17 protein-coding genes are annotated in these 22,503 nt (G+C 69.2%); 4 read left to right on the forward strand and 13 right to left on the reverse strand.

Features of this window, described 5'->3' with window-relative positions:
• Positions 1 to 20: 20 nt before the first annotated feature.
• On the forward strand, positions 21 to 2,804 hold the full coding sequence (locus tag G5B46_RS16115; RefSeq protein ID WP_240903533.1) for a M14 metallopeptidase family protein: 2,784 nt from the start codon (positions 21 to 23) through the stop codon (positions 2,802 to 2,804).
• Positions 2,805 to 2,985: 181 nt separating this feature from the next.
• On the opposite strand, the gene G5B46_RS16120 is transcribed toward G5B46_RS16115, so the two are convergent.
• From G5B46_RS16120 to G5B46_RS16150, 7 genes are all read right to left on the reverse strand, one after another.
• On the reverse strand, positions 2,986 to 4,095 hold the full coding sequence (locus G5B46_RS16120) for a sugar kinase (protein ID WP_165260316.1): 1,110 nt from the start codon (positions 4,093 to 4,095) through the stop codon (positions 2,986 to 2,988).
• Positions 4,095 to 4,769 carry a bifunctional 4-hydroxy-2-oxoglutarate aldolase/2-dehydro-3-deoxy-phosphogluconate aldolase gene (locus tag G5B46_RS16125; protein WP_058348668.1) on the reverse strand — a complete coding sequence of 225 codons (675 nt, stop codon included), beginning with the start codon at positions 4,767 to 4,769 and terminating at the stop codon, positions 4,095 to 4,097. The genes G5B46_RS16120 and G5B46_RS16125 overlap by 1 nt, the downstream gene beginning before the upstream one ends.
• 472 nt (positions 4,770 to 5,241) lie before the next feature.
• A complete protein-coding gene (ppc, locus tag G5B46_RS16130) occupies positions 5,242 to 7,968 on the reverse strand; it encodes a phosphoenolpyruvate carboxylase (protein ID WP_165260318.1) in 2,727 nt (908 codons plus the stop codon).
• A gap of 286 nt (positions 7,969 to 8,254) precedes the next feature.
• On the reverse strand, positions 8,255 to 9,010 hold the full coding sequence (gene kduD / locus G5B46_RS16135; protein WP_165260320.1) for a 2-dehydro-3-deoxy-D-gluconate 5-dehydrogenase KduD: 756 nt from the start codon (positions 9,008 to 9,010) through the stop codon (positions 8,255 to 8,257).
• Positions 9,011 to 9,152: 142 nt separating this feature from the next.
• A complete protein-coding gene (gene kduI / locus G5B46_RS16140) occupies positions 9,153 to 9,995 on the reverse strand; it encodes a 5-dehydro-4-deoxy-D-glucuronate isomerase (protein ID WP_165260322.1) in 843 nt (280 codons plus the stop codon).
• A 25-nt stretch (positions 9,996 to 10,020) separates the two neighbouring features.
• Complete coding sequence (uxaC, locus tag G5B46_RS16145) at positions 10,021 to 11,475, reverse strand: glucuronate isomerase (protein WP_165260324.1); 1,455 nt, start codon at positions 11,473 to 11,475, stop codon at positions 10,021 to 10,023.
• Positions 11,476 to 11,580: 105 nt separating this feature from the next.
• A complete protein-coding gene (locus G5B46_RS16150) occupies positions 11,581 to 12,663 on the reverse strand; it encodes a LacI family DNA-binding transcriptional regulator (protein WP_165260326.1) in 1,083 nt (360 codons plus the stop codon).
• Positions 12,664 to 12,825: 162 nt separating this feature from the next.
• Here G5B46_RS16150 and G5B46_RS16155 point away from each other — a divergent pair, with 162 nt between their 5' ends.
• Positions 12,826 to 14,334 (forward strand): altronate dehydratase family protein, encoded by a 1,509-nt coding sequence (locus G5B46_RS16155; RefSeq protein WP_165260328.1) that lies wholly within the window; start codon positions 12,826 to 12,828, stop codon positions 14,332 to 14,334.
• Here the strand turns inward: G5B46_RS16155 and G5B46_RS16160 are convergent, their stop codons facing one another.
• The 4 genes from G5B46_RS16160 to G5B46_RS16175 all read right to left on the reverse strand — a co-directional run bounded on the left by G5B46_RS16160 (position 14,335) and on the right by G5B46_RS16175 (position 19,327).
• The gene (locus G5B46_RS16160) at positions 14,335 to 15,726 is read right to left on the reverse strand and encodes a serine hydrolase (protein ID WP_346764940.1); all 1,392 of its coding nucleotides are present in this window, start codon (positions 15,724 to 15,726) and stop codon (positions 14,335 to 14,337) included.
• A complete protein-coding gene (locus tag G5B46_RS16165) occupies positions 15,723 to 17,255 on the reverse strand; it encodes a M20/M25/M40 family metallo-hydrolase (protein ID WP_165260330.1) in 1,533 nt (510 codons plus the stop codon). The genes G5B46_RS16160 and G5B46_RS16165 overlap by 4 nt, the downstream gene beginning before the upstream one ends.
• Before the next feature lie 67 nt (positions 17,256 to 17,322).
• Positions 17,323 to 18,924 carry an FAD-binding oxidoreductase gene (locus G5B46_RS16170; protein WP_165260332.1) on the reverse strand — a complete coding sequence of 534 codons (1,602 nt, stop codon included), beginning with the start codon at positions 18,922 to 18,924 and terminating at the stop codon, positions 17,323 to 17,325.
• Between the two features lie 52 nt (positions 18,925 to 18,976).
• Complete coding sequence (locus G5B46_RS16175) at positions 18,977 to 19,327, reverse strand: hypothetical protein (RefSeq protein ID WP_165260334.1); 351 nt, start codon at positions 19,325 to 19,327, stop codon at positions 18,977 to 18,979.
• 200 nt (positions 19,328 to 19,527) lie between these two features.
• Between G5B46_RS16175 and G5B46_RS16180 the strand changes: the two genes are divergently transcribed.
• On the forward strand, positions 19,528 to 20,976 hold the full coding sequence (locus G5B46_RS16180; RefSeq protein ID WP_165260336.1) for a mannitol dehydrogenase family protein: 1,449 nt from the start codon (positions 19,528 to 19,530) through the stop codon (positions 20,974 to 20,976).
• A gap of 157 nt (positions 20,977 to 21,133) precedes the next feature.
• Here G5B46_RS16180 and G5B46_RS16185 read toward each other — a convergent pair whose 3' ends face one another.
• Positions 21,134 to 21,502, reverse strand: coding sequence for a PRC-barrel domain-containing protein (locus G5B46_RS16185; RefSeq protein WP_205691722.1), 369 nt, complete (start codon positions 21,500 to 21,502; stop codon positions 21,134 to 21,136).
• 132 nt (positions 21,503 to 21,634) lie between these two features.
• On the opposite strand from G5B46_RS16185, the gene G5B46_RS16190 reads away from it, so the two are divergent.
• Entirely contained in the window at positions 21,635 to 21,940 is a 306-nt protein-coding gene (locus G5B46_RS16190; RefSeq protein WP_165260338.1) for a hypothetical protein, read from the forward strand.
• Here G5B46_RS16190 and G5B46_RS16195 read toward each other — a convergent pair.
• Positions 21,937 to 22,497 carry a sugar transferase gene (locus G5B46_RS16195; protein ID WP_165260579.1) on the reverse strand — a complete coding sequence of 187 codons (561 nt, stop codon included), beginning with the start codon at positions 22,495 to 22,497 and terminating at the stop codon, positions 21,937 to 21,939. The two genes, G5B46_RS16190 and G5B46_RS16195, sit on opposite strands and share 4 nt — an antisense overlap.
• Positions 22,498 to 22,503 lie beyond the last annotated feature (6 nt).

Consider the following 22,503-nt stretch of genomic DNA (forward strand, 5'->3'; position numbering starts at 1 on the left):
AGCGCGCCCCGCTTTGGTGGATGGGGAGTGCGATGACGCGACACGTAGCGATGGCCGGGGCCGCCCTGGCGCTGGTGATGACCCTTGGCGGGCAAGCCGCCTACTCTGCAGAGATCACCCCGCCCGCCCAGGCCTTCGCCCAGGATCCGGGCAGCGACTATTTCCTGGCCGACTACACCGCCTACGAGGCCTATCTGAAGACCCTGGCCGGCCAGTCCGACCGCATGAAGCTGGTCGACATCGGCAAGTCCGAGGAAGGCCGCACCCAGTGGGTGGCGATCGTCTCCTCGCCGGCCAACCTCGCCAAGCTGGACGAGTACAAGGCCATCGCCCGCAAGCTGGCCAAGGGCGAAGTCGGCAAGGAAGAGGCCGAGAAGCTGGCCGCGACCGGCAAGGCCGTGGTCTGGATCGACGCGGGCATGCACGCCACCGAGACGGTGACCTCGCAGGGCCAGATCCAGGTGCTGTACCGGATGCTGACCAAGACCGACGCCGAGACGATGCGCATCCTCGACGACGTCATCGTGCTGTTCGGCCACGACAATCCCGACGGCATGGAACTGGTCTCGGACTGGTACATGCGCAACGCCGATCCGCAGAAGCGCGAGTTCAACTCGATCCCGCGCCTCTATCAGAAGTACGTCGGCCACGATAACAACCGCGACAGCTTCATGTCGCAGATGTCGGAAACCACCAACGTCAACAAGGTGCTGTTCCGCGACTGGTATCCGCAGATCATCTACAACCAGCACCAGCCGGCCCCGAACGGCATGGTGGTGTTCGTCCCGCCGTTCCGCGACCCGTTCAACTACAACTACGACCCGCTGGTCATGACCTCGCTGCAGGAAGTCGGCATGGCCATGCACAGCCGCCTGGTCGCCGAGGACAAGCCGGGCTCGGGCGCCCGCAGCGCCGCCCCCTACTCGACCTGGCACAACGGCATGGAACGCTCCATCGCCTACTTCCACAACGCCGTGGGCCTGCTGACCGAGATCACCGGCGGCCCCACCCCGATGCCGCTGAACCTGGTGCCGGACGTGCAGCTGCCCAACGGCGACCGCCCGATGCCGGCCCCGCCGCAGACCTGGCACCTGGCCCAGACCGTCGAGTACCAGTGGAGCCTGGACCGCGCGGTGATGGACTACGCCTCGCGCAACCGCGAGCGCATGCTGTTCAACATCTGGAAGATGGCCAGCAACTCGATCGCCAAGGGCAGCAAGGACAGCTGGACGATCACGCCGACCGAGATCGACGATCTGAAGGCCGCCGGCGCCAAGGTGAAGTTCGAGGGCCGCGTCACCGGCTCGCCGACCTCGGCCTCGGTCGATCCGTCGCTGTACAAGACCATCCTGCAGGCCCCGGAAAAGCGTGATCCGCGCGGCTACATCCTGACCGCCGACCAGGCCGACAAGCCGACCGTGGTGGCGTTCCTGAACGCGCTGATCAAGGCCGGCGTCGACGTCGACGAGGCCACCAAGCCCTTCACCGTGGCCGGCAAGACCTATCCAGCCGGCTCCTACGTGGTGAAGACCGCCCAGGCCTATCGCCCGCACATCCTCGACATGTTCGAGCCGCAGGACCACCCGCACGACGCCGAGTATCCGGGCGGTCCGCCCAAGGCCCCGTACGACGTCACCGGCTACACCCTGGCCTACCAGACGGGCGTGAAGTTCGACCGCGTGCTCGACGGCTTCGACGGCCCGTTCCAGCGCGTGCCCGACCTGATCGCCGTCAAGCCGGGCGCCGTGAAGGGCTCGGGCAAGGCCGGCTGGCTGATCGACCACGCGCCCAACAACGCCTTCACCCTGACCAACCGCCTGCTGAAGGCCGGCGCCCAGGTCTCGTGGCTCAAGGACGGGGCCAAGGCCGGCAAGCAGAGCTTCGCCGCCGGGGCCATCTTCGTCCCCTACTCGCCCGCCGCCGCCGGCGTGATCGAGGCTGGCGTCAAGGAACTGGGCATCGACGCCTGGGCCGTCGGTTCGAAGCCGGGCGGCTCGGCCCTGCCGCTGAAGCCGATCCGCGTGGGCCTGGTCGACGTCTATGGCGGCTCGATGCCCTCGGGCTGGAACCGCTGGATGTTCGAGAAGTTCGAGGCCCCCTTCCAGGTGGTCTACCCGCAGCGCCTGGACGCCGGCGACCTGGCCAAGGACTTCGACGTGCTGGTGTTCGCCGACGGCGTGGTGCCTGCCCCCGCTGGCGGTCCGTTCCGGGCCGGCCGCGGCTATCCGCAGCCCAAGGCCGAGGACATCCCGGCCGAGTATCACGGCTGGCTGGGGACGGTGACCGACGAGACCACCATCCCGCAGCTCAAGGCCTTCGCCGAGAACGGCGGCACGGTGATCGCCATCGGCGCCTCCACGCGCCTGGCCACCGCCTTCGGCGCGCCCGTCGAGGTGGCCACGGCCAAGACCGAGAACGGCAAGCTGGTGGGCCTGTCGACCAAGGAGCTCTACATCCCCGGCTCGGTGCTGCGGGCCAAGGTCGACGTCACCCAGCCGCTGGCCTACGGCATCCCGGCCGACGTCGACATCTTCTACGACCGCTCGCCGACCTTCACCCTGAAGTCGGACGCCAAGGGGGTGTCGAAGGTCTCGTGGTTCGACACCGACAAGCCGCTGCGCAGCGGCTGGGCCGTCGGCCAGGAACGCCTGAAGGACACCACGGCGATCCTCGACGTCGACGTGGGCAAGGGCAAGCTGTTCGTCATGGGCCCGGAAATCACCCAGCGGGCGCAGTCGTACGGAACCTTCAAGTTCCTGTTCAACGGCATGCTCTACGGGCCGGCGGTCAGCGCGGGCAAGTAGGCCACCAAGACCCTTCTCCCCTTGCGGGAGAAGGTGTCGCCGAAAGGCGACGGATGAGGGGTCGCCCCACGAAAAAACGCCGCGACAGCCGATCAGCTGTCGCGGCGTTTCTGTACGTGCAACCCCTCACCCGACCCGCTACGCGGGCCATCCTCTCCCCCAAGGGGGAGAGGGATCAAGGTCAGCGAATAACCCGCGCCCCGGCGCCCTTCACCAGAGCCTCGACCTCCTTCAGGCGGACCATCGAGGTGTCGCCCGGGGTGGTCATGGCCAGGGCCGCGTGGGCCGCGCCGTAGTCGACGGCGGCTTGCGGTCCCAGGTTCTCCATCAGCGCGTAGGCCAGGCCCGAGGCGAAGCCGTCGCCGCCGCCGATGCGGTCGTAGATGGCCAGGCCGTCGCGCATCGGGGCCTCGTAGAAGGCTCCGTCTGCCCACAGGATGGCGCCGAAGTCGTTGACGCTGGCCGAGCGCACGGCCCGCAGGGTGGTGGCCAGCACCTTCAGGTTCGGGAAGGCCTTCACCGCCTGCGGGACCAGGGTCTTGAAGTTGGCCGGGTCGGTGGGCGGCAGCCCCTTCACCAGACCGTCGATCTCCATCCCCAGGCACACGACGAAGTCGTGATCGTTGCCGATCATAACGTCGGTCATGGCGGCGATCTTGCGGTTCAGGGCCTGGGCGGCGTCGAGGCCGCCGCGGTCCTTCCACAGCGAGGCGCGGTAGTTCTGGTCGAACGACACGATCACGCCGTGCTTCTTGGCGACCTCAAGCGCCTCCAGCACCACCTCGGCGGTGTTGGACGCCAGGGCGGTGAACACGCCGCCGGTGTGGAACCAGCGCACGCCCTCCTCGCCGAACAGCCGCTCCCAGTCGATCTCGCCGGGACGCAGCTGCGAAGCGGCCGAGTTGGCGCGATCCGAAACGCCCAGCGCCGGACGCACGCCGAAGCCGCGCTCGGTGAAGTTCAGGCCGACCCGGGTGTTGCGACCCAGGCCATCGAACTCGCGCCAGACCACGTGGGACATGTCCACGCCGCCCTGGCCGATCAGGTCCTGGACCAGCCAGCCCAGGTCGCTGTCGGGCAGGGCCGTGGCGACGGTGGCGCGCTTGCCCCAACACTTGCTCATGCCGCGGGCGAAGTTGTACTCGCCGCCGCCTTCCCAGACCTGGAACTGGCGGGCGTTGCGCACCCGGCCGTCGCCCGGATCCAGGCGCAGCATCACTTCGCCGAGGGCCGCGCAGTCCCAGCGGGTCTCGGCGGCCGGGCGAAGCTGAAGGATCGGCTTGTCGCTCATCAGGCCTTGCCGCGCACCTTGGCGATCAGGTCGACCGTCTCGCGCACCTTCTTGGAGATGCCGGCGTAGTCCTTGGCGTCGAGGGCTTCCTGGGTGATCAGCTTGGAGCCCATGCCGGCGGCGACGATGCCGGCGCCGAACCACTTCTTGATCGAGGCCTCGTCCGGATCGACGCCGCCCGTCGGCATGATCTTGGTCCAGGGCATCGGGCCCATCACGGCCTTGATGAAGTCCGGGCCGCCGACCGACGAGCCGGGGAACACCTTGACGATCTCGCAGCCCAGTTCCTGAGCGTAGGAGATCTCGGTCGCCGAGCCGCAGCCGGGGCTGTAGGGGATCATGCGGCGGTTGCAGAGCTTGGCGACGTCGGCGTTGACGATCGGGCTGACCATGAACTTGGCGCCGTTGGCGATGTAGAGGCCGGCGGTCGGCGCATCGACGATCGAGCCGACGCCCATGATCACGCGCGGATCGGCCGAGGCGAAGTGCTTGGTGACTTCGTAGAAGACGTTGGCGGCGAAATCGCCGCGGTTGGTGAACTCGATGCAGGGCGCGCCGCCGTCGGCGCAGGCCTGGATGACGTTCTTACAGATCTCGACGTCCGGGTGATAGAACACCGGCACCACGCCTTGGGTCTCAAGGGCCTGCAGCACCGCCATACGGTTCTTCAGCATTCTCGTACTCCTCCCGGAAAGGGCCGTTCTTGCGCGAGGCGCCGCCGTGGCGCGCCGCGCGTGGAAGATCTGTTCGGGCGATCCCTTAGCCCGCGCGCGCGGCTTGCGCCACATCGCGTGGCTGCCGCCACGTCAATTTCCGCCACGGCTCACGCCCCGGCGAAATAAAGGGCGCCGAGCCGAAGCCCGACGCGCCCCCCAAGGTAAAATGAAGGGCGTCGAGCTACAGCTCGACGCCCTGGAAAGTTTGCGCAGGAGCGAACTCAAAGAGCCGCAGGACGCCGGGTCGGGGGAGCCGACCCAAAACGTCATGACACCGGTATCAAGAAGAGCTCGGCTCGTTTTGTCACCGGTGTCATAGACAGATAAGCGCAGTTTCGGCATTTGAGCAAGCCTGTAGAAAACGTCGCTCGGGGACCGTTGGCGTTTTTGACGGGCGCGCCGATTCAAGCGGCGGCGCGCCCCTCCCGGATCAGCCGGTGTTGCGCAGGCCGGCGGCGATGCCGGCCACGGTCAGCTGGATGGCCAGGCGCACGTCCTCGGCCTGCTCGCCGCCACGACGGCGGGCCAGGAGCTCCAGCTGCAGGTGGTTGAGCGGATCGACCGAGTGGCCGGCCAGGGCCACCGACTCGGCCAGGTCCGGCTGGTTGTCGAGCAGGCTGGAGCCGCCGCGGATGGCCAGGGCGATCTCGGCGGCCTTGTCGTGTTCGCGCTTGATCGTCTCGAAGATCCGCTGGGCGTTGGCCTGATCCGGCGACAGGGCCACGTAGCGGGCGGCGATGCCCATGTGGCTCTGGGCGAGCGCCAGTTCCATGTTCGACAGCAGCGAGGCGAAGAAGTCGAAGTCGCCGGCCAGGTCCTGCAACTGAGCGGTCGACAGGCCCGCGCGCTCGACGCCCGAGGCGAAGCCGTACCAGCCCGGCAGCATGAAGCGCGCCTGCGACCAGCTGAACACCCACGGGATGGCGCGCAGATCCTCGATCTTGCGGCTGGCGGTGCGGCTGGCCGGGCGGCTGCCGATGTTGAGCCCCACGATCTCGCCGATCGGGGTGGCCGACCAGAAGAAGTCCTCGAAGGCCGGGTCGTCATAGACGAGAGCGCGATAGCCCTCGAACGAGGCCTGAGCCAGGGCGGTCATGGCGCTCTCGACCTTGGGGTCGGGACGGTTGACGTCGCGCTGGCTGGACTGGACCACGGCGGCGGCCAGGCCGTCGAGGTTGCGGCGGGCGGTGGGCTGGTCGCCGAAGCGGCGGGCGATCATCTCGCCCTGCTCGGTCATGCGGATGCGGCCCTGGACGGTGCCGGCCGGCTGGGCCAGCACGGCCTCGGCGGCCGGCCCGCCGCCCCGCCCGACGCTGCCGCCGCGACCGTGGAACAGCTGGATGCCCACGCCCATGCGGTCGGCCTCGAACGCGAGCGCCGAGGCCCCGCGCGCCACGCCCCGACGGCTGGCGACATAGCCGCCGTCCTTGTTGCTGTCGGAGTAGCCGAGCATGATCTCCTGCACCGGCCGGTCGCCCAGGATGGTGCGGCTGATCGGCAGCTCCAGCCACTGGCGCAGCACGCGCGGGCCGTTCTCCAGGTCTTCGATGGTCTCGAACAGGGGCGCGATCTTCAGCGACGAGCGCGGCGCAGCCCCGCCCCAGACCAGGCCCACCTGCTTGAGCAGCACCAGCGGCTCGAGGATGTCCGACAGGGTGGCCGACTTGGAGATGATATAGGCGCCGATGCAGGCGTGGCCGTAGTCGCGCACGGCCTGGGCGGCGGCCTGCATGGTGGCCAGTTCCTTGGCCGTCTCCTCGCCATAGGCGGTGAAGGGCGAGACCAGCGGCCGCTGGTGCGACAGCTCCTCGATCAGCAGCTTGGAGCGGGCTTCCTCGTCGAGCTCCAGATAGCGCACGCCGGTGCCGGCGCGCTGATAGAGCTCGTGGATGGTGCGCTCGTGGACGTCGGCGTTCTGGCGCAGGTCCAGGCTCATCAGGTGGAAGCCGCAGGCCTTGGCCACCGCGACCAGAGTGCGCAGCGAGGCCCCGACCAGGCGCTCGCCGCCGCTGGCCTCCAGCGACTCGACGATGATCTGCAGGTCGGCGACGAAGGCGTCGGGGTGGGCGTAGGGCTCGACGTCCGTGCGGCTCGTCGCATAGGCCACCCACTGGCCGGTCAGCTTCTGCGACACGGCCGTGAGGCGGTCGAAGATCAGCTCCAGGGCCAGGCGGTAGGGCTCGTCCAGGCGGTGCACCGACGGGTCCTTGGCCTGGGCCGCCAGGGCCAGCAGTTCTTCGGACACCGGGGTGTAGGCGGTCGAGACGGCCAGGTTCGACCACAGCTTGCGCACCTCGCCGGCGTACCAGTCGAGGATCACCCGCGACTGCGACGAAAGGGCCAGCTTCAGGGTGTCGCCGTTGACGCCGGGGTGGCCGTCGCGGTCGCCGCCCAGCCACGAGCCCATCTTCAGCAGCGGCGCGATGTGGCCGTGGCTGCCGATCTTGCCCGACCATTCCTCATAGAGGTCGACCAGAGCGGGCAGGATCGAGGTGCGGACGATCGACAGGGCGTTGCGGATCTCGTCCTTCACGGTGATCCGCTCGGGCCGGTAGAGGCGCGTGCGCCACATCAGGGCGATCTCGCGGAACAGGCGCTCGCGGATATCGGCTTCGAGGTCGGCCGGCAGGTGGTGGCGGCGCAGGGTCATCAGGCGCGAGATCTCGGTCTCGCGGTCGACCATGCTGCGGCGGCGCACTTCGGTCGGGTGGGCGGTCAGCACCGGCACCACGTTCATCGCGGCGAAGACCTTGGCCAGGTCCGCGTCGGTCTTGCCCGAGGCCTTCAGGGCCGCGACGGCGTCGACCAGGGTGCGGGCGCGCTCGTCGCCGGGACGGGCGTCGGCCTCGGCATGGCGACGGCGGCCGGCGACGTCCTCGCCGATGTTGGCCAGCAGCGAGTGGCTGGCGAAAGCCCGCGCCAGGAACACGGCCTGATCGTTGGAGAGGCCTTCGAACAGGTGGTCGAGCCCTGGGGCCTCGCCCTCCTCGCTCTCATGCGCGGCGGCCTTGCGGGCTTTGCTGACCAGGCCGGCGGCCTCCTCCCCTTCCAGATAGCCGATGGCCTCGATCAGCAGGTCGCCAAGCAGGTTGGCGTTCTGCCGGACATCACGGCTGGTGGGACGGCTGGCGCCGAGGGAGAGGGCCGAGTCGCGCATGCGCATGCTCCATCACCACCGCCAGGGAGAGCGGTGGACGTCGGGACTGTAAGAACTGAATCTAACGGTTCTCGCGTCCAACCCGGCCCGGACGAACGCTGTGCGGGCTCTACAGCCCTTCTTCGCTCGGGGGAAGCCGGGCGGTTCAATGGTTGCGCTACCATTGTTCACCGGCGCACTTTTTGTGCTTGAGGCGGGCCGGTCTCCGCCTCCTGAAACGAGAATCCCCGCGAAGTCGCCTTCGCGGGGATCATTCGGTCTGGTGTCGGCCGAAGGGCCGGCGGCCTTAGCGGGCCAGCCAGCCGCCGTCGACCGGCAAGGTGACGCCCTGCACGTAGTCGGCGGCCGACGAGGCCAGGAACACAGCGGCGCCGCCGAGGTCTTCCGGACGGCCCCAGCGACCGGCCGGGATGCGGGCCAGGATCGAGGCGTTGCGGTCGGCGTCGGCGCGCAGGGCCTCGGTGTTGTTGGTGTCGAAATAGCCCGGCGCGATGGCGTTGACGTTGATGCCCTTGGTCGCCCACTCGTTGGCCAGGATCTTGGTCAGGCCGGCCAGGCCCGACTTGGCGGCCGTGTACGACGGCACGCGGATGCCGCCCTGGAACGAGAGCAAGGAGGCGATGTTGATCACCTTGCCGCCGCCCTGGGTCAGGGCCTGCTTGGCGAAGGCCTGGGTCAGGAAGAAGACGACCTTCAGGTTGGTGTCGATCACCGCGTCCCAGTCGGCTTCGGAGAATTCGATGGAGTCGGCGCGGCGGATGATGCCGGCGTTGTTGACCAGGATGTCGACCTTGCCGAAGGCGGCGACGGTTTCGTCGACCACGCGCTGCACGGGCTCGGTGGTCGAGAAGTCGGCCTTGATCGACAGGAACTTGCGGCCCAGCGCCTCGACGGCGGCCTTGGTCTCGGTCGGTTCGCTGCGGCCCGCGGCGGCGATGTCGGCGCCGGCCTGGGCGAGCGCGATGGCGATCCCCTGCCCGATGCCGGTGTTGGCGCCGGTGACGAGCGCGACCTTGCCTTCGAGGCTGAACGGATTGGCCATGGTGTTCCTCAAACTTCTTCTGTCATCCCGGCCGTAGCGCGGCGCGCGGAGAGCCGGGACCTCCCACGTCGGCGGGAGATCCCGGATCGGCCTTCGGCCGTCCGGGATGACAGCCGAAGGGATCGGATGGAGCGCTTGGCTCCTACTTCAGCTGGCAGATGTCCAGCACGTTCATGTCGGTGTAGTCGAGGTTCTCGCCGCCCATCGCCCAGATGAAGGTGTAGTTGGCGGTGCCCGAACCCATGTGGATCGACCACGGCGGGCTCATGACGGCTTCTTCGTTGGCCATCACGATGTGGCGCATCTCGTCCGGCTCGCCCATGTAGTGGAACACGCGGTCGTTCTCGCCCAGGCCGAAGTAGAAGTAGGCTTCCGAGCGGCGGTCGTGCAGGTGGGGCGGCATGGTGTTCCAGACGCTGCCCGGCTTCAGCACGGTCATGCCCAGCAGCAGCTGAGCCGACTTGCAGGTGGTCGGCACGATGTACTGGTAGATCGTGCGCTCGTTGCTGGTTTCGAGAGCGCCGCGCTCCAGCGGGATGGCGTCGGCGAAGGCCAGCTTCTTGGTTTCGAAGGCGGCGTGGGCCGGCAGGCTGACCAGGTAGAAGCGAGCGGCTTCGCCGTTCACGCCTTCGAAGGTCACGTCCTTGGCGCCCATGGTGACGTACAGGCCGTCACGCGGAACGATGTCGTAGACGACGCCGTCGACGGTGATCTTGCCGGTGGTCTCGCCGACGTTGATCACGCCCAGCTCGCGGCGCTCCAGGAACGGGTGGCCGGCGGCCGAGGCGGGCTCGGTCTGGTCGGGCAGCTTCACCGCGGCCGAGGCGACGACGCCGCCGATCACGAAGCGTTCGGCGTGGTTGTAGTTCAGGACGATCTCGCCTTCGACGAAGAGGTCCTGCATCAGGTAGCGGTCGCGCAGGTCGTCGTTGCTGACGGCGAACATCATGTCCGGATGAGTGGCGTGGTAGGTCTTGGCGAACATCGTGTTTACTCCGGAAGTGGTGTTCTTATTCGGCGGCGAGCGCCGGGGCCGGGAGGGGCCGCGGCTGGTCGAGCTTGTAGGCCTTCTTAGGCAGATTGTACGTCAGGTCTACGATCAGCTCCTGAGCTTCCACCAAATCCATGCGGTGCTCGCTCACCATGCGCGCCAGGAAGGCGCTGTCGACGCGACGGGCGACATCGTGGCGGGCGGGGATCGACAGGAAGGCCCGGGTGTCGTCGTTGAAACCGACGGTGTTGTAGAAGCCGGCGGTCTCGGTGACCTGCTCGCGGAAGCGCATCATGCCTTCCGGGCTGTCGTGGAACCACCAGGACGGACCCAGCTTCAGCACCGGATAGTGACCGGCCAGCGGGGCCAGTTCGCGGCTGTAGGTCGTCTCGTCCAGGGTGAACAGGATGATCGACAGGCGCGGGTCGCCGCCCAGGCGGCCCAGCAGCGGCTTCAGCGCGTCGACATATTCCGTGCGCATCGGAATGTCGGCGCCCTTGTCGCGGCCGTGGCTGGCCAGCAGGCCCAGGTTGTGGTTGCGGTGCGAGCCGGGATGGATCTGCATCACCAGGCCGTCCTCGAGGCTCATCTTGGCCATCTCGGTCAGCATCTGGGCGCGGAACAGCTCGGCCTTGGCGGGCGTCACGTTCCCCTTCACCAGGTCGGCGAACAGGGCCTCGGACTCGGCGTCGGTCAGGTCGGCGGTCGCGGCGGTCGGGTGGCCGTGGTCGGACGAGGTGGCGCCGGCCTCGATGAAGGCCTTGCGGCGCAGGCGGTGGGCTTCGAGATAGCCCTTCCAGCTGTAGACGTCCTGGCCCGAGATCTCGGCGAAGCGCTCGAAGGCGCGCGGACCGCGCTCGTCCTCGAAGTCGATGACCGCGTCGGGGCGATAGGCGGTGATGACGTGACCGCCCCACCCGCTTTCGCGGATCGCCTTGTGGTGCTTCAGCGGATCGTGCGGCCCCTCGGTGGTGGCCAGGGTCTCGATGTTGAAGCGGTCGAACAGGGCGCGCGGACGGAAGGCGTCGGTGGCCAGGGCTTCGTTGATGCCGTCGAAATAGGCGTCGGCGTTGTCTTCGCCGAGGAACTCGGTGAAGCCGAACACCTTGGAGAACACGTGGTTCAGCCAGATCCACGACGGCGTGCCGCGGAACAGGTGGAAGTTCCTGGCGAACAGCTTCCAGGCCGCCCGCGGGTCGGTGGCCGGCACGCCGGCCTTGGACGGCACCTTCAGGTCGTCCAGCGCCACGCCCTGGCTGTAGAGCATGCGGAAGATGTAGTGGTCGGGCGCCAGCAGCAGGTCGGTGGCGTCGCGGAACGGCTCGTTGGTCGCGAACCAGGCCGGGTCGGTGTGGCCGTGCGGGCTGATGATCGGCAGGTTCGCGACGGTCGAATAGAGCTCGCGGGCGATGCCGCGGACGGTCGGATCGGCCGGAAACAGGCGATCCTCGTGCAAATTCAGGGGCCGGGCCATGGCGTGTCTCCTCGTCCCTTCGCCGGCGGCTGCTAGATGGCCGCTTCGTGGCGCTTGGTAACCGGTGTCAAAGTTCGGTGCAAGGTGCAGGGCGCGGCGCGCACCCTACACTTTCTTCGGAGCAGCGGAAGATTCGCGCGTCACCAGATAGGGGATGGTCTTGGCCGGATCGCCCGGCTCGTAGCCCTCGCGGGCGATCAGCTTCTCGGCGGCCATGCGGCCCACTTCCCGCGTCGGGATGTGGATCGTGGTCAGCGGCGGCCAGACGGCCTGGGCGATCTGGAAGTCGTCGAAGCCCACCACGGTCAGGTCTTCGGGCACCGTCAGCCCGGCCCGGCGGGCGGCCTGCAGCACGCCGGCGGCCATTTCGTCGTTGCCAGCGAAGATGGCGGTCGGGCGCGGGGTCTTGGCCAGCAGCGCCTCGCCGCAGGCCAGGCCCGATTCGAAGGTGTAGGCGCCCTGCACCACATAGTCGGGATCGAGCTTCACGCCGGCCTTGGTCAGCGCGTCCTCGAAGCCCCCTCGCCGCTCGTGCGACGACCGGAAGCTGGGCAGGCCGGTGATGAAGCCGATGCGCTCGTGGCCCAGTCCGACCAGGTGCTCGCCCATGGCCTGGGCGCCCAGCCGGTCGTGGCCGACGATCATGTGCTCCTCCTCGTCGAGGGGCACCGAGGCGATGCGGATGTATTCGCAGCCGATGTCGCGCAGCAGGTCGGCGACGCGCTCGTCTTCCGACACCGACGGCGGCAGGATCACGCCGAACAGCTTCTGCCGCTCGATGAACATCCGCACGTCCTGCAGGAAGGTGGGGCTGGAACGGTCGCAGGGGTGGACGACCAGCTCGAAGCCCGAGCCGCGCATGCCGTCCAGCAGGCCAAGCTGCATGTTCACGACGTACTGCGGGTTGGGGTTGTCGTAGATCATGCCGATCAGGAACGAGCGGCGGAAAGCCAGGCCCCGGGCCTGGGGATCGGGGGCGTAGCCCCACTCGGCGATCACCGCCTCGATGCGCTGGCGGGTCTCCTCGCGGACGAACGGCGACTGGTTGATCACCCGCGAGACGGTCTTCTTGGAGACCCCCGCCAGACGGGCGATGTCGTTGATGGTGGCGCGGCGGCGGCCGCTTTCCAGCGCGGCGTTCACATCCGACTCGTCGGCGGACTTGTTGGGCGTCTTTGACGAGGTCACAGCGTTTCCATGCGGCGGGCGTTCTTTTCTTTTGTCATACTCCAGCGTCGAAAGCGTCGCCAATCGTGCGGCTAAAAGCGCGCTGGCGAAGCTCTTGACACCGGTTTCCACTCCCTTAGGACCGGATGGCAACACAAAAAGTCGCAAAGACAAAGACCCCAGATGAGCGAAACGGCCACTCTTCCCGGCGAATCGATCCACGGCGTCGATCCGCGCGACCACGTCGCCACCGCCCTGCGCCCGCTCGTCGCCGGCGAGACGGTCGACCTGCACGGCCAGCCGATCCGCGTGCGGAGCGACATTCCCAAGGGCCACAAGATCGCCGTGCGGCCGGCCGCCAGGGGCGAGGACGTGCTGAAGTACGGCTGGCCGATCGGCCGGGCCACGACCGACATCGCCGTCGGCGACCACGTGCACGTCCACAATGTCGAGACCCGGCTCGAGGGCGTCGAGGGCTACGCCTACGCCCCCGCCGCCATCGACAACACCGAGGTGGTCGGCGAGCGCAGCTTCCTCGGCTATCGCCGCAAGAACGGCCGGGTGGGCACGCGCAACGAGATCTGGGTGCTGTGCACCGTCGGCTGCGTGGCCAACACCGCCCGCCGCATCGCCGAGAAGGCCAACGCCCGCTTCGCCGGACGGGTCGACGGCGTCTTCGCCTTCCCCCATCCGTTCGGCTGCTCGCAGCTGGGCGACGACCTTTCCCACACCCGCCAGCTGATCGCGGGCCTGGCCGCCCACCCCAACGCCGGCGGCGTGCTGATCCTGGGCCTGGGCTGCGAGAACAACCAACTGAAGGCCCTGCTGGAAAGCGCCCCGGACCTGGATCCCGAGCGCCTGCGCTCGTTCACCACCCAGTTCGTCGAGGACGAGTACGAACAGGGCCTGGAGGCCATCGCGGCCCTCGTCGAGATCGCCGAGAACGACCGCCGCGAACCCGCGCCGATCTCCGAACTGGTGGTGGGCCTGAAGTGCGGCGGCTCGGACGGCTTCTCGGGCGTCACCGCCAACCCGCTGGTCGGCCGCATCGCCGACAAGGTGGCCGCGGCCGGCGGCACGCCGGTGCTGACCGAGATCCCCGAGGTGTTCGGCGCCGAGAACGTGCTGCTGCAAAGGGCTGCAAGTCGGCAGGTCTTCGACGAAGCCGTCGAGGTTATCGACGACTTCAAGCGCTACTTCATCGACAACCACCAGCCCATCTACGAGAACCCCTCGCCCGGCAACATCGCCGGCGGCATCACCACCCTGGAGGAGAAGTCGCTGGGCGCGGTGCAGAAGGGCGGTCGCGCGCCGCTGGTCGAGGTGCTGCGCTATGGCCAGCGGGTGGGTCCGCACGGGCTGACCCTGCTCGAGGCGCCCGGCAACGACGCGGTGTCGTCCACGGCCCTGACGGCGGCCGGCGCGACGGTGATCCTGTTCACCACCGGCCGGGGCACGCCGCTGGGCTTCCCCGCCCCCACCCTGAAGATCGCGTCGAACAGCGCCCTGGCGGCCCGCAAGCCGTCGTGGATCGACTTCGACGCCGGGGTCGTGCTGGACGGCCAGACGATGGACCAGGCGGCGGACTCGCTGCTCGACCTGGTGGTCGCCACCGCGTCGGGCCAGGAGACCAAGGCCGAGCGCAACGGCGAACGCGAGATCGCCATCTGGAAGTCGGGCGTGACGCTCTAGCTAGGGGACGCGGGGCGCCGGCGTGTTCTGGCCGTTCTGGTGCAGGGTCAAGGCGCTGGCGCGCCCGTCAGCGCCGACGGTGAAGGTCAGCTGCGCGTCCACTACCCTGGCGAACAAGGCCGTCGGCCCTTCGGCGAAGATTTCTATGCGCGGCTGGCCGGTCAGCTGGCCGAACATCCGCTGGCCCTCGCGGGTGATGGTCAGCACCGCGTCCGGCGCCAGCGCATAGCGGCCGGTCAGCCCGTCCAGCACGGCCGGCGGCAGGGTCTTGGCCTCGCGGACCTTGACCTTGGGCGCGGTCTTCAGCGGCGCGCCGGTCAGCAGGTGCAGGCCCAGGTCCTCGACGCCCATGACAGCGGCGGTGTTGCTCAGCACCACGACGCCCAGCCCGGTCGCGCGGTCGAACCCAACGAAGGACTGGAAGCCCATGGTGCCGCCGCCATGGCTGACGATCTCGCCCCCGGGAACCTTGGCGACATGCCAGCCCAGGGCCACCTGCACGTCGCCGCCCACGATGCGCCGGGGAGCCAGTTGGTCGGCCATCGCCGCCTTCAGCGGCGTGTCGACAAGGCCAAGCTCGGCGGCCAGCAGGGTCAGCAGGTCGTCGGCCGAGCATCGCAGGCCGCCGGCGCCGGCCAGGGTCGTCAGGTCCCAGTGCGGCGTGACCGCCAGATCGGCGGTGTGGCCCGGCGAGAAGCGGGCCTCGAGCGGCGGCGAAAGCTTGATCGCGGCGCCGGACATGTCCAGCGGCGCGAGCACCCGCCTGCGCAGCACCGTCTCGTAATCGCCGCCGGCGCGCTGGGCCAGCGCCCAACCCAGCAGCCCGACGCCCAGGTTGGAGTACTCGTAAGCCGCGCCGATGTCGCGAGGCAGGCTGTAGCGCCGCAGGAAGGCCTCCAACAACTCGGGCGCATAGTCGGCGTAGGGGTTGAGCGGGTCGGCCATCGGCATGTTGTCCGCCAGCCGGGGCAGGCCCGAGGTGTGCGTGGCCAGGTCGATCAGAGTGATCGCCCTGCCGTTGCGCTCGGGCGCGACCCAGCCGGCGGGCAGCAGGGCGACGACGGGCTCGTCGAGCCTGACCTCGCCGCGCCGGACCATGTCGGCCAGCAGCAGGCCGGTGAAGGCCTTGGTCACCGAGCCGATCTCGAACAGGGTCTCGCCGTCGACGGGACGAGGATCGGCCGCGTCGTAGACGCCGCGGGCGATCACCCGCCGGCCCCTGGCGTCGATGACGCCGACGACCATGCCCACGGCCTGCTTGTCGACGTCGACCCGCTGGACCAGCACCTGGCGGATGGCCGCCTCCGACAGGCGCCCCTCGCTCGTGGTCTGCGCCACGGCGGGCGCGGCGATCAGCAGTCCGATGACGACGGCGAAGACCGCGTCCCTCACTTGGCCTCGGCGATTTCGTACATCAGGTCGACATAGCTCATCGTGCCGCCGACCAGGCCCTGGACCTTCGGATTGCTGCTCTCGATCACGTAGTACTCGTTGGGGGCGTGGGCGCCGCTGCCGTGGCCCAGGCCGAACTGCCCGGCGGGCAGGCTGACCGGCGGCGAGGTGAACACCGTGCCCGGCCACGAGCCGGCCAGGCGAGGATACAGCGTCGCCGGCGCGCCCAGGCGCTTGTAGCTGGCCAGCTGGGCGCGGATCAGGCGGCTGTCCTCGGGCGTCTCGGTCGGGTCGTAGCCGCCGCTGACCTTGATCTCGACGTCATTGAAGCCGCGCTTGTCGAGGTGGGCGCGGATCTTGGCTACGGCGTCGTCCATCGTCATGTTCGGCACCAGCCGCAGGTCGATCTTGGCGACGGCGCGGCCCGGCAGCACGGTCTTGCCGCCCGGACCGGTGTAGCCCGAGACCAGCCCCTCGATGTTGATGGTCGGCTGCGAGGCCAGCCGCTCCAGCGCCTTCTCCCACGGCAGGTCGTCGATCCAGCGGTCGACGCCCAGGGCCTTCTTGGCGTCGGCTTCGGTCATGCGCTGGGCGGCCAGCGAGATCAGCTCCTTCTCGCGGGCGGTCAGGGGGCGGACCTTCTCGAAATAGCCGTCGACGGCGGGCGTGTTGCCGTCGGGCGTGACCAGGGTGGTCAGGGCCTGGACCAAGCGCCAGGCCGGGCTGTCGACGCGGGCCTTCTCGCTGGAATGGATGTCGGTCTTGGGACCCCTGCCCCACTTCTCGCCGCTGGCGACCAGCTCGAACTCCACCACGCCCTTGGCGCCCAGGTTGACGCTGACGCCGCCGTTGCTGGGGCTCTGCCAGCCGGCCGGGATGATCACGCCTTCGCACTTCTTGAGGGCGGCCAGGACGTTCGGTTTGGTGACGATCTGGCGGAAGTGCGGGCTGCCGATCTCCTCCTCGCCCTCGCAGACCAGGACGAGGTTCACCGGCGGTTTCTTGCCGGCGGCGCGGATGGCGTGCAGCGCGGCCAGCAGCGAGGCCTGCGGCCCCTTCTGGTTCACCGCCCCGCGGCCGACGATCACCTTGCCGAAGCCCGGCTTGTCGACGATGCGCGCCTCCAGCGGCGGCGCGCTCCACTCGGCCGGATCGTACTGCTTGACGTCGTACATGAAGTAGATCGCCAGCCAGCGTTTGGCGCCGACGTCGAGCACGCCGAACACGCCCGGCGCGCCGTCGGTGGGGATCTTCTCGACGCCCGTGAAGCCGGCGTCGCGGGCCAGGGCCGCCATGTAGTCGGCGCCCTTGTCCATGTCGCGGTTCTCGGCGGCGATCGACGGCAGGGCGATCCAGTCCTGGATGCGCTTGACCGAGGCCTCGTAGCCGGCCTCGGCGGCCTTGCGGATCGCCGCCATGTCGGCCTCGCGCACGGAGGGCTTGGCGGCCGCGCCCGCCAGGCCCGGGGCCAGGAGGGTGGCGGCGGCCGCGCCGGTCATCAGCGTGCGGCGGCTAGGAACGTCGGTCATCGTCTTCCCCACGAAACTCTGCGTGGAGAGGATAGGAGGCTACGACTCGGCGGTGAGCAAGGCGCCGCTAGGACCTGGGGATCGCCTGGTTGAAATTGAACACCCGATCAGGGTCGGCCTTGACCTTGATCGCCTTCAGCCTGCCGAGGTTGTCGCCGTAATAGGCCGTCGCGAAATAGTCGGCGCTGTCTGGGTCGTGCGACAGCGAGGGGTCGGCGAAGTTCTGGTAGGCGCCGCCGCCGGCGCGCGGCTTCATGGCGGCGTAGAACTCGTCCTGCCAGACGCGGTTGGCGTCGAGCAGGATCTTGTTGTGGCTGTCGCCCTCGCTCCAGTAGAGGCCCACCACCATCAGCCAACGGCTGTCGCGATGGACGAAGGCGGTGTCGGCCGGCTTGGGGACATTGATCTCCCCGCCGGTCTGGAAGAAGCGCAGGTCGCAATAGCCGTTGACGCCCGGCCATTGGCGCAGATGCCGGAAGCCCTCGACCAGGTCCTCCAGGCCGAAGCCCTTGCGGTTCACGAAGGCCGAACGCTCCTGGTAGAAGGTGGCGAAGCCGTCCTCGTGCAGGAAGTCCTGCGCCGCCCAGTAGGGCAACTCGTTGATCCCCGCCCCGCCCGTGGGCTGGGCCACGTCGAGCACGGGCTTGAGGATCTTCAGCAACTCCTCGCGCGGGCCGGCGTATTGGCCCAGCACGCTGATCGGCACGTCGTAGCCGGCCTTGTACTGCAGCGGCGTGATCGCCCCGAACGACACCCGCGAGCCCAGCTTGCCAGGGGCGGCGTCCAGCACGCCCATCAGCAGCGCGCCCAGCGCCTCGACCGAGACCCTGGGACGGATCTCGGGCGTGCGGCTCCAGGAAAGGTCGAAGACGGTGACCACCTTGCCCTTCACGTCGAAGGTCTGCAGCGCGAACTCGGTGCTGACGCCGAAATTGCCGCCGCCGCCGCCCTGGGAGGCCCAGAACAGGTCACGGTCGCGCTGGTCGGGCGCGGTCTTCGAGACGCTGCGCTGCGAGCCGTCGGCCAGCACGATCTTGCTGTCGACCAGCTGGTCGCAGCCCAGGCCGTGGCCGCGCATGTTGAAGCCGATGCCGCCGCCCAGCAGGAAGCCCGACGCCCCCACCGACGGGCAGCGACCGTGGGTCACCGCCCGGTCCTCGGCCCGCAGCAGGCGATAGAGGTCGCGGTTGCGCGCGCCGGCCCCGAAGCGGGCGACGCCGGTCGCCTTGTCGTAGCGGGCGTAGTTGATCAGGCTGGTCTCGATCAGCAGGCCGTCGGTGACCGAATAGCCGGCGTAGGAGTGGCCGCCGCCGCGGATGATCGGCCGGATGTTGTTCTCGCGCGCCCAGCGGACGGCGAAGCCCACCTCGTTGGCCGAGGCGCAGCGGGCCACGCCCTGCGGCAGGGTGTGGGCGTAGCGCAGGTTGTTGGGCAGGGCGATCACCTGGTAGTCGGCGTCGCCCAGGCGCAGAAGACGGCCCGAAAGCGCCTTGGCGAGCTGGGCCCAGCGGGCCTCGGACGGACCGCCCGGCGCGGGCGTCGGCGGCAGGGCGGCGACGCGAGGAGACAGCGCCAGGGCCGCCTGCGGGGCCAGGGCTGCGCCCGCCGCCAGGAAGCCGCCCGCGGCCAGGAAGTCGCGCCGGCTGGCGAAATAGCGCTTGGTCTGCATCGTCTCCCCCACTCTTTCGTCTGTCGTCTTGCTCTTGTCGTTCAGCGCCTGGTTAGAGGCAGTCGGCCGCCACCTTGCGCAGGTCGGGCGCGCCGGCCGGACGCTTGGGATCCAGCATCAGCTTCTCGTCGCCGCTCAGCCCGGCGCGCGCGGAATCAAAACCGTCCTGCCGGCCGCGCGAATAGTCCTCCAGCGCCGTCATCGCCTTGGGCGACAGCTGGGCCTGCAGCACGTTGGAGGCGCAGGCGCAGCCCACCCGGTCGAGCTTCAGCCCGAAGGCGGCCAGGTCGCCGTCGAGGCACGCCTTGGTCACCGCCGCGCGCTGGGCCGCGGGCGTGTCGGCTTCCACCCGGCTGCACGCGCCAACAGCCAAGACCGCCATGATCGTCAGAATCGTACGCATTCTCTTCCCCTGGGGCGGCCAGGGTGGCGATGCGCGCCTCGGTTTTATGTGAAAATTATAACGCCCAGCGGGTTTCTCGACGGCTGGGGCGCCGTTGCGGAAAGTCTTTGCGAAACCGCCATTGCCACCGGTGTCTTCCTGGCTCATCTAGGCGTCCGGGCGGGCTTCAAGACCCGCCGGATCATTATCGAGGCGCCCCCGTGACCACCGACACCGCCGCCAGCCAGGCCCTGCGCCTTAGCGCCACCAGCTTCCCGGCCGCCCTGCCCGGCGTGGCCCTGCCGTCCTACGCGCGTGACAAGGTCGAGATCGGCGTCGTCCACTTCGGTCCGGGAGCCTTTCACCGCGCCCACCAGGCCTTCTATTTCGACAAGCTGCTGGCCGCCGACCCGCGCTGGGGCATCTGCGCCGTCTCGCTGAAGAGCCCCGGGGTGCGCGACGCCCTGGCCCCGCAGGACGGCCTCTACACCCTGGCTCAGCTGGACCATGAGACCAGCTTCCGCGTCATCGGCTCGATCCTGGAGGTGCTGGTCGCGCCGGAAGATCCCGAAGCCGTGTTCGCCCGCCTGGCCGCGCCCCAGACCCGGATCGTCACCCTGACCGTCACCGAGAAGGGCTACACCCTGACCGGCGAGGGCAAGCTCGACACCGCCCATCCCGAAATCGTCCACGACCTGGCCCAGCCCGGCCGCCCGGTCAGCGCCGTCGGCTACATCGTCGAAGGCCTGCGCCGCCGCTTCGCCGTCGGCCTGCCGCCCTACGCCGTGGTGGCCTGCGACAACCTCGCCGACAACGGCTGGCGCCTGAAGGCCGCCACCGTGGCGTTCGCCCAGGCGGTGGACCCGGCCCTGGCCTCGTGGATCGAGGCGAACGGCGCCTTCCCGCGCACCATGGTCGACAGCATCACCCCCGCCACCGACGACGCCCTGCGCGCCCGCGTGCAGACCGCTACCGGCCTGTTCGACGCCTGGCCGATCCAGCGCGAGGCCTTCACCCAGTGGGTGGTCGAGGACGTACTGGGCGAAGGCGCGCCGGACCTCGCCAGCGTTGGCGTCACCCTGACCGACGACGTGCGGGGCTTCGAGCGGGCCAAGCTGCGCCTGCTGAACGGCGTGCACTCCACCCTGGCCTATGCCGGCCTGCTGAAGGGTCATGAGACGGTGTTCGAGGCGGTGGGCGATCCGGCGCTGGAGGCCCTGGCCCGCGACCTGATGGCCCAGGACATCATCCCCACCCTGACCGCGCCGCGCGGCCTTGACCTTCCCGCCTACGCCGAGGCGATCCTCGACCGCTTCCGCAATCCCGAGATCCGCCACCTGCTGAGCCAGATCGCCTGGGACGGCTCGCAGAAGCTGCCGTTCCGCATCCTCGGCACCGTGAAGGACGCCCTGGAGGCCGGCCGCAGCGTCGAGCGCCTCGCCGTGCCGATCGCCGCCTGGTTCAAGTTCCTGAAGCTGCGCGCCGCCGAGGGCGCGGCCGTCACCGACCCGCTGGCCGACCGGCTGCTAGCCGTGGTCCAGGCTTTGCCCGGCGAGGTGAAGGGCGACGTCGCCGCGTTCCTGGCGGTGGAGGCGGTGTTCCCGCCCGAGCTGGCGAGCGACGCGCGGTTCGTGGCGGCGGTCGAGAAGGCCTACGGCGAGCTGAGCTAGATTATACTCCCGTCATTCCCGCCCCTGTGGCGGGAAACCCTGGTTCCGCTGGTGGATGAGACGCAAGCGGCGTGCTCTGCACGCCGCCCCTCTCGCCCTTGCGACTTTCAGAGGGGTTCCCGCCACAAGGGCGGGAATGACAGGAAGAGAGAAGCCCCTACGGCTTCCAGTCCGGCAGGTTGGCCAGTTGGTCCTTGGTCAGCTTGGTGCGGACCAGGTAGTCGTTCGGGTCGCCAGGCTCGGGCGCGACCGAGACGTCGGCCAGGGCCACGACGACCTTCTTGTCGGGTCCGACCCGGTCGATCTCGATCACCACGGCGGTCGGCTTGCCGGCGGCGTCCAGCAGCACGTGCTCGACTTCGCCGGCCTTGCGGTTGGCCGAGTCGATGACGTCGGCGTCCTCGATCTGGCCGACGGTGAAGCTGCCCTTGGCGCTCAGCGTCTCGTCGCGGGCGATGGTCGATTGGGCGAAGGCCGCGCCCCCCAGCAGGGCGAAAGCAATGGCGGTCAGGGCGATCCGCTTCATGGCGTGTCTCCGTGTTGATGCACCGAGCCAACGCTCCGTACACGGCGCCGTTCCGCCGAGACCGGATCTGCGCTCGACGGCGACGCGCATGGTCTCGCTTCGCTGCGAATTCGCGGCTAGCCTGCGGTCGCCATGATGGTTCTCGGACTTCTCGGATTTCTCGCCATGGGCGCCGCCGGCGGGGCTCTCGCCCTGCGTGGCGTGAAGATCGTCAACGCCATGGCGGCCGCCCTGCTGGCGGCGGACCCGCAACTCGACGCACGCTACCGCCGACGCTGGCATACCAACATCGAGGGCATGCGGATCACCGCCGAGTACAGCCGACGCTTTCCGGGCGGCCCGCTGATCGCCCGGCTGCACCGGACCTACTGGGCGATAGGCGGCTGGCTTACCCTATGCGTGGTCAGCGTCTACGCCCTGCGGGATAGCCTGCCCTAGGCCCGCACGCCCTTGCCCAGCACCACGGGCGCCACGGTGCCCAGCAGGATCTTGAGGTCGAACAGGAACGAGGCGCGAGCCAGGTACTCGGCGTCCAGGGCCACCTTCTCGGGAATGGCCAGTTCGTCGCGGCCGTTGATCTGGGCCCAGCCGGTGACGCCCGGACGCAAGGCATGGACGCCGGCGGCGGTGCGGGCGGCCACCAGGTCGTCCTGGTTGAACAGCGCCGGGCGCGGGCCCACAAGGCTCATGTGGCCGACCAGCACGCTCCACAGTTGCGGCAGTTCGTCGAGGCTGGTCTTGCGCAGGAACGGCCCGACCGGCGTCAGCCAGCGGTGCGGGTCGTCCAGCAGGTGGGTGGCGACCTCGGGGGTGTCGATCCGCATGGTGCGGAACTTGGGCATCGGAAAGAGGCGGTTTTCCCGCCCCACCCGCTGAGACCAGTAGACCGCCGGCCCCGGCGAGGTGGCGCGCACCAGCACCGCCACGACCGCCAGCGGCAGGGCCAGCACGGCAAGGCCCGCCGCGGCGGCGGCGAAGTCGAAGGCGCGCTTCAACACGCG

This window comes from Caulobacter sp. 602-2 (assembly GCF_011043625.1).
In the GTDB taxonomy this organism is placed as follows: domain Bacteria; phylum Pseudomonadota; class Alphaproteobacteria; order Caulobacterales; family Caulobacteraceae; genus Caulobacter.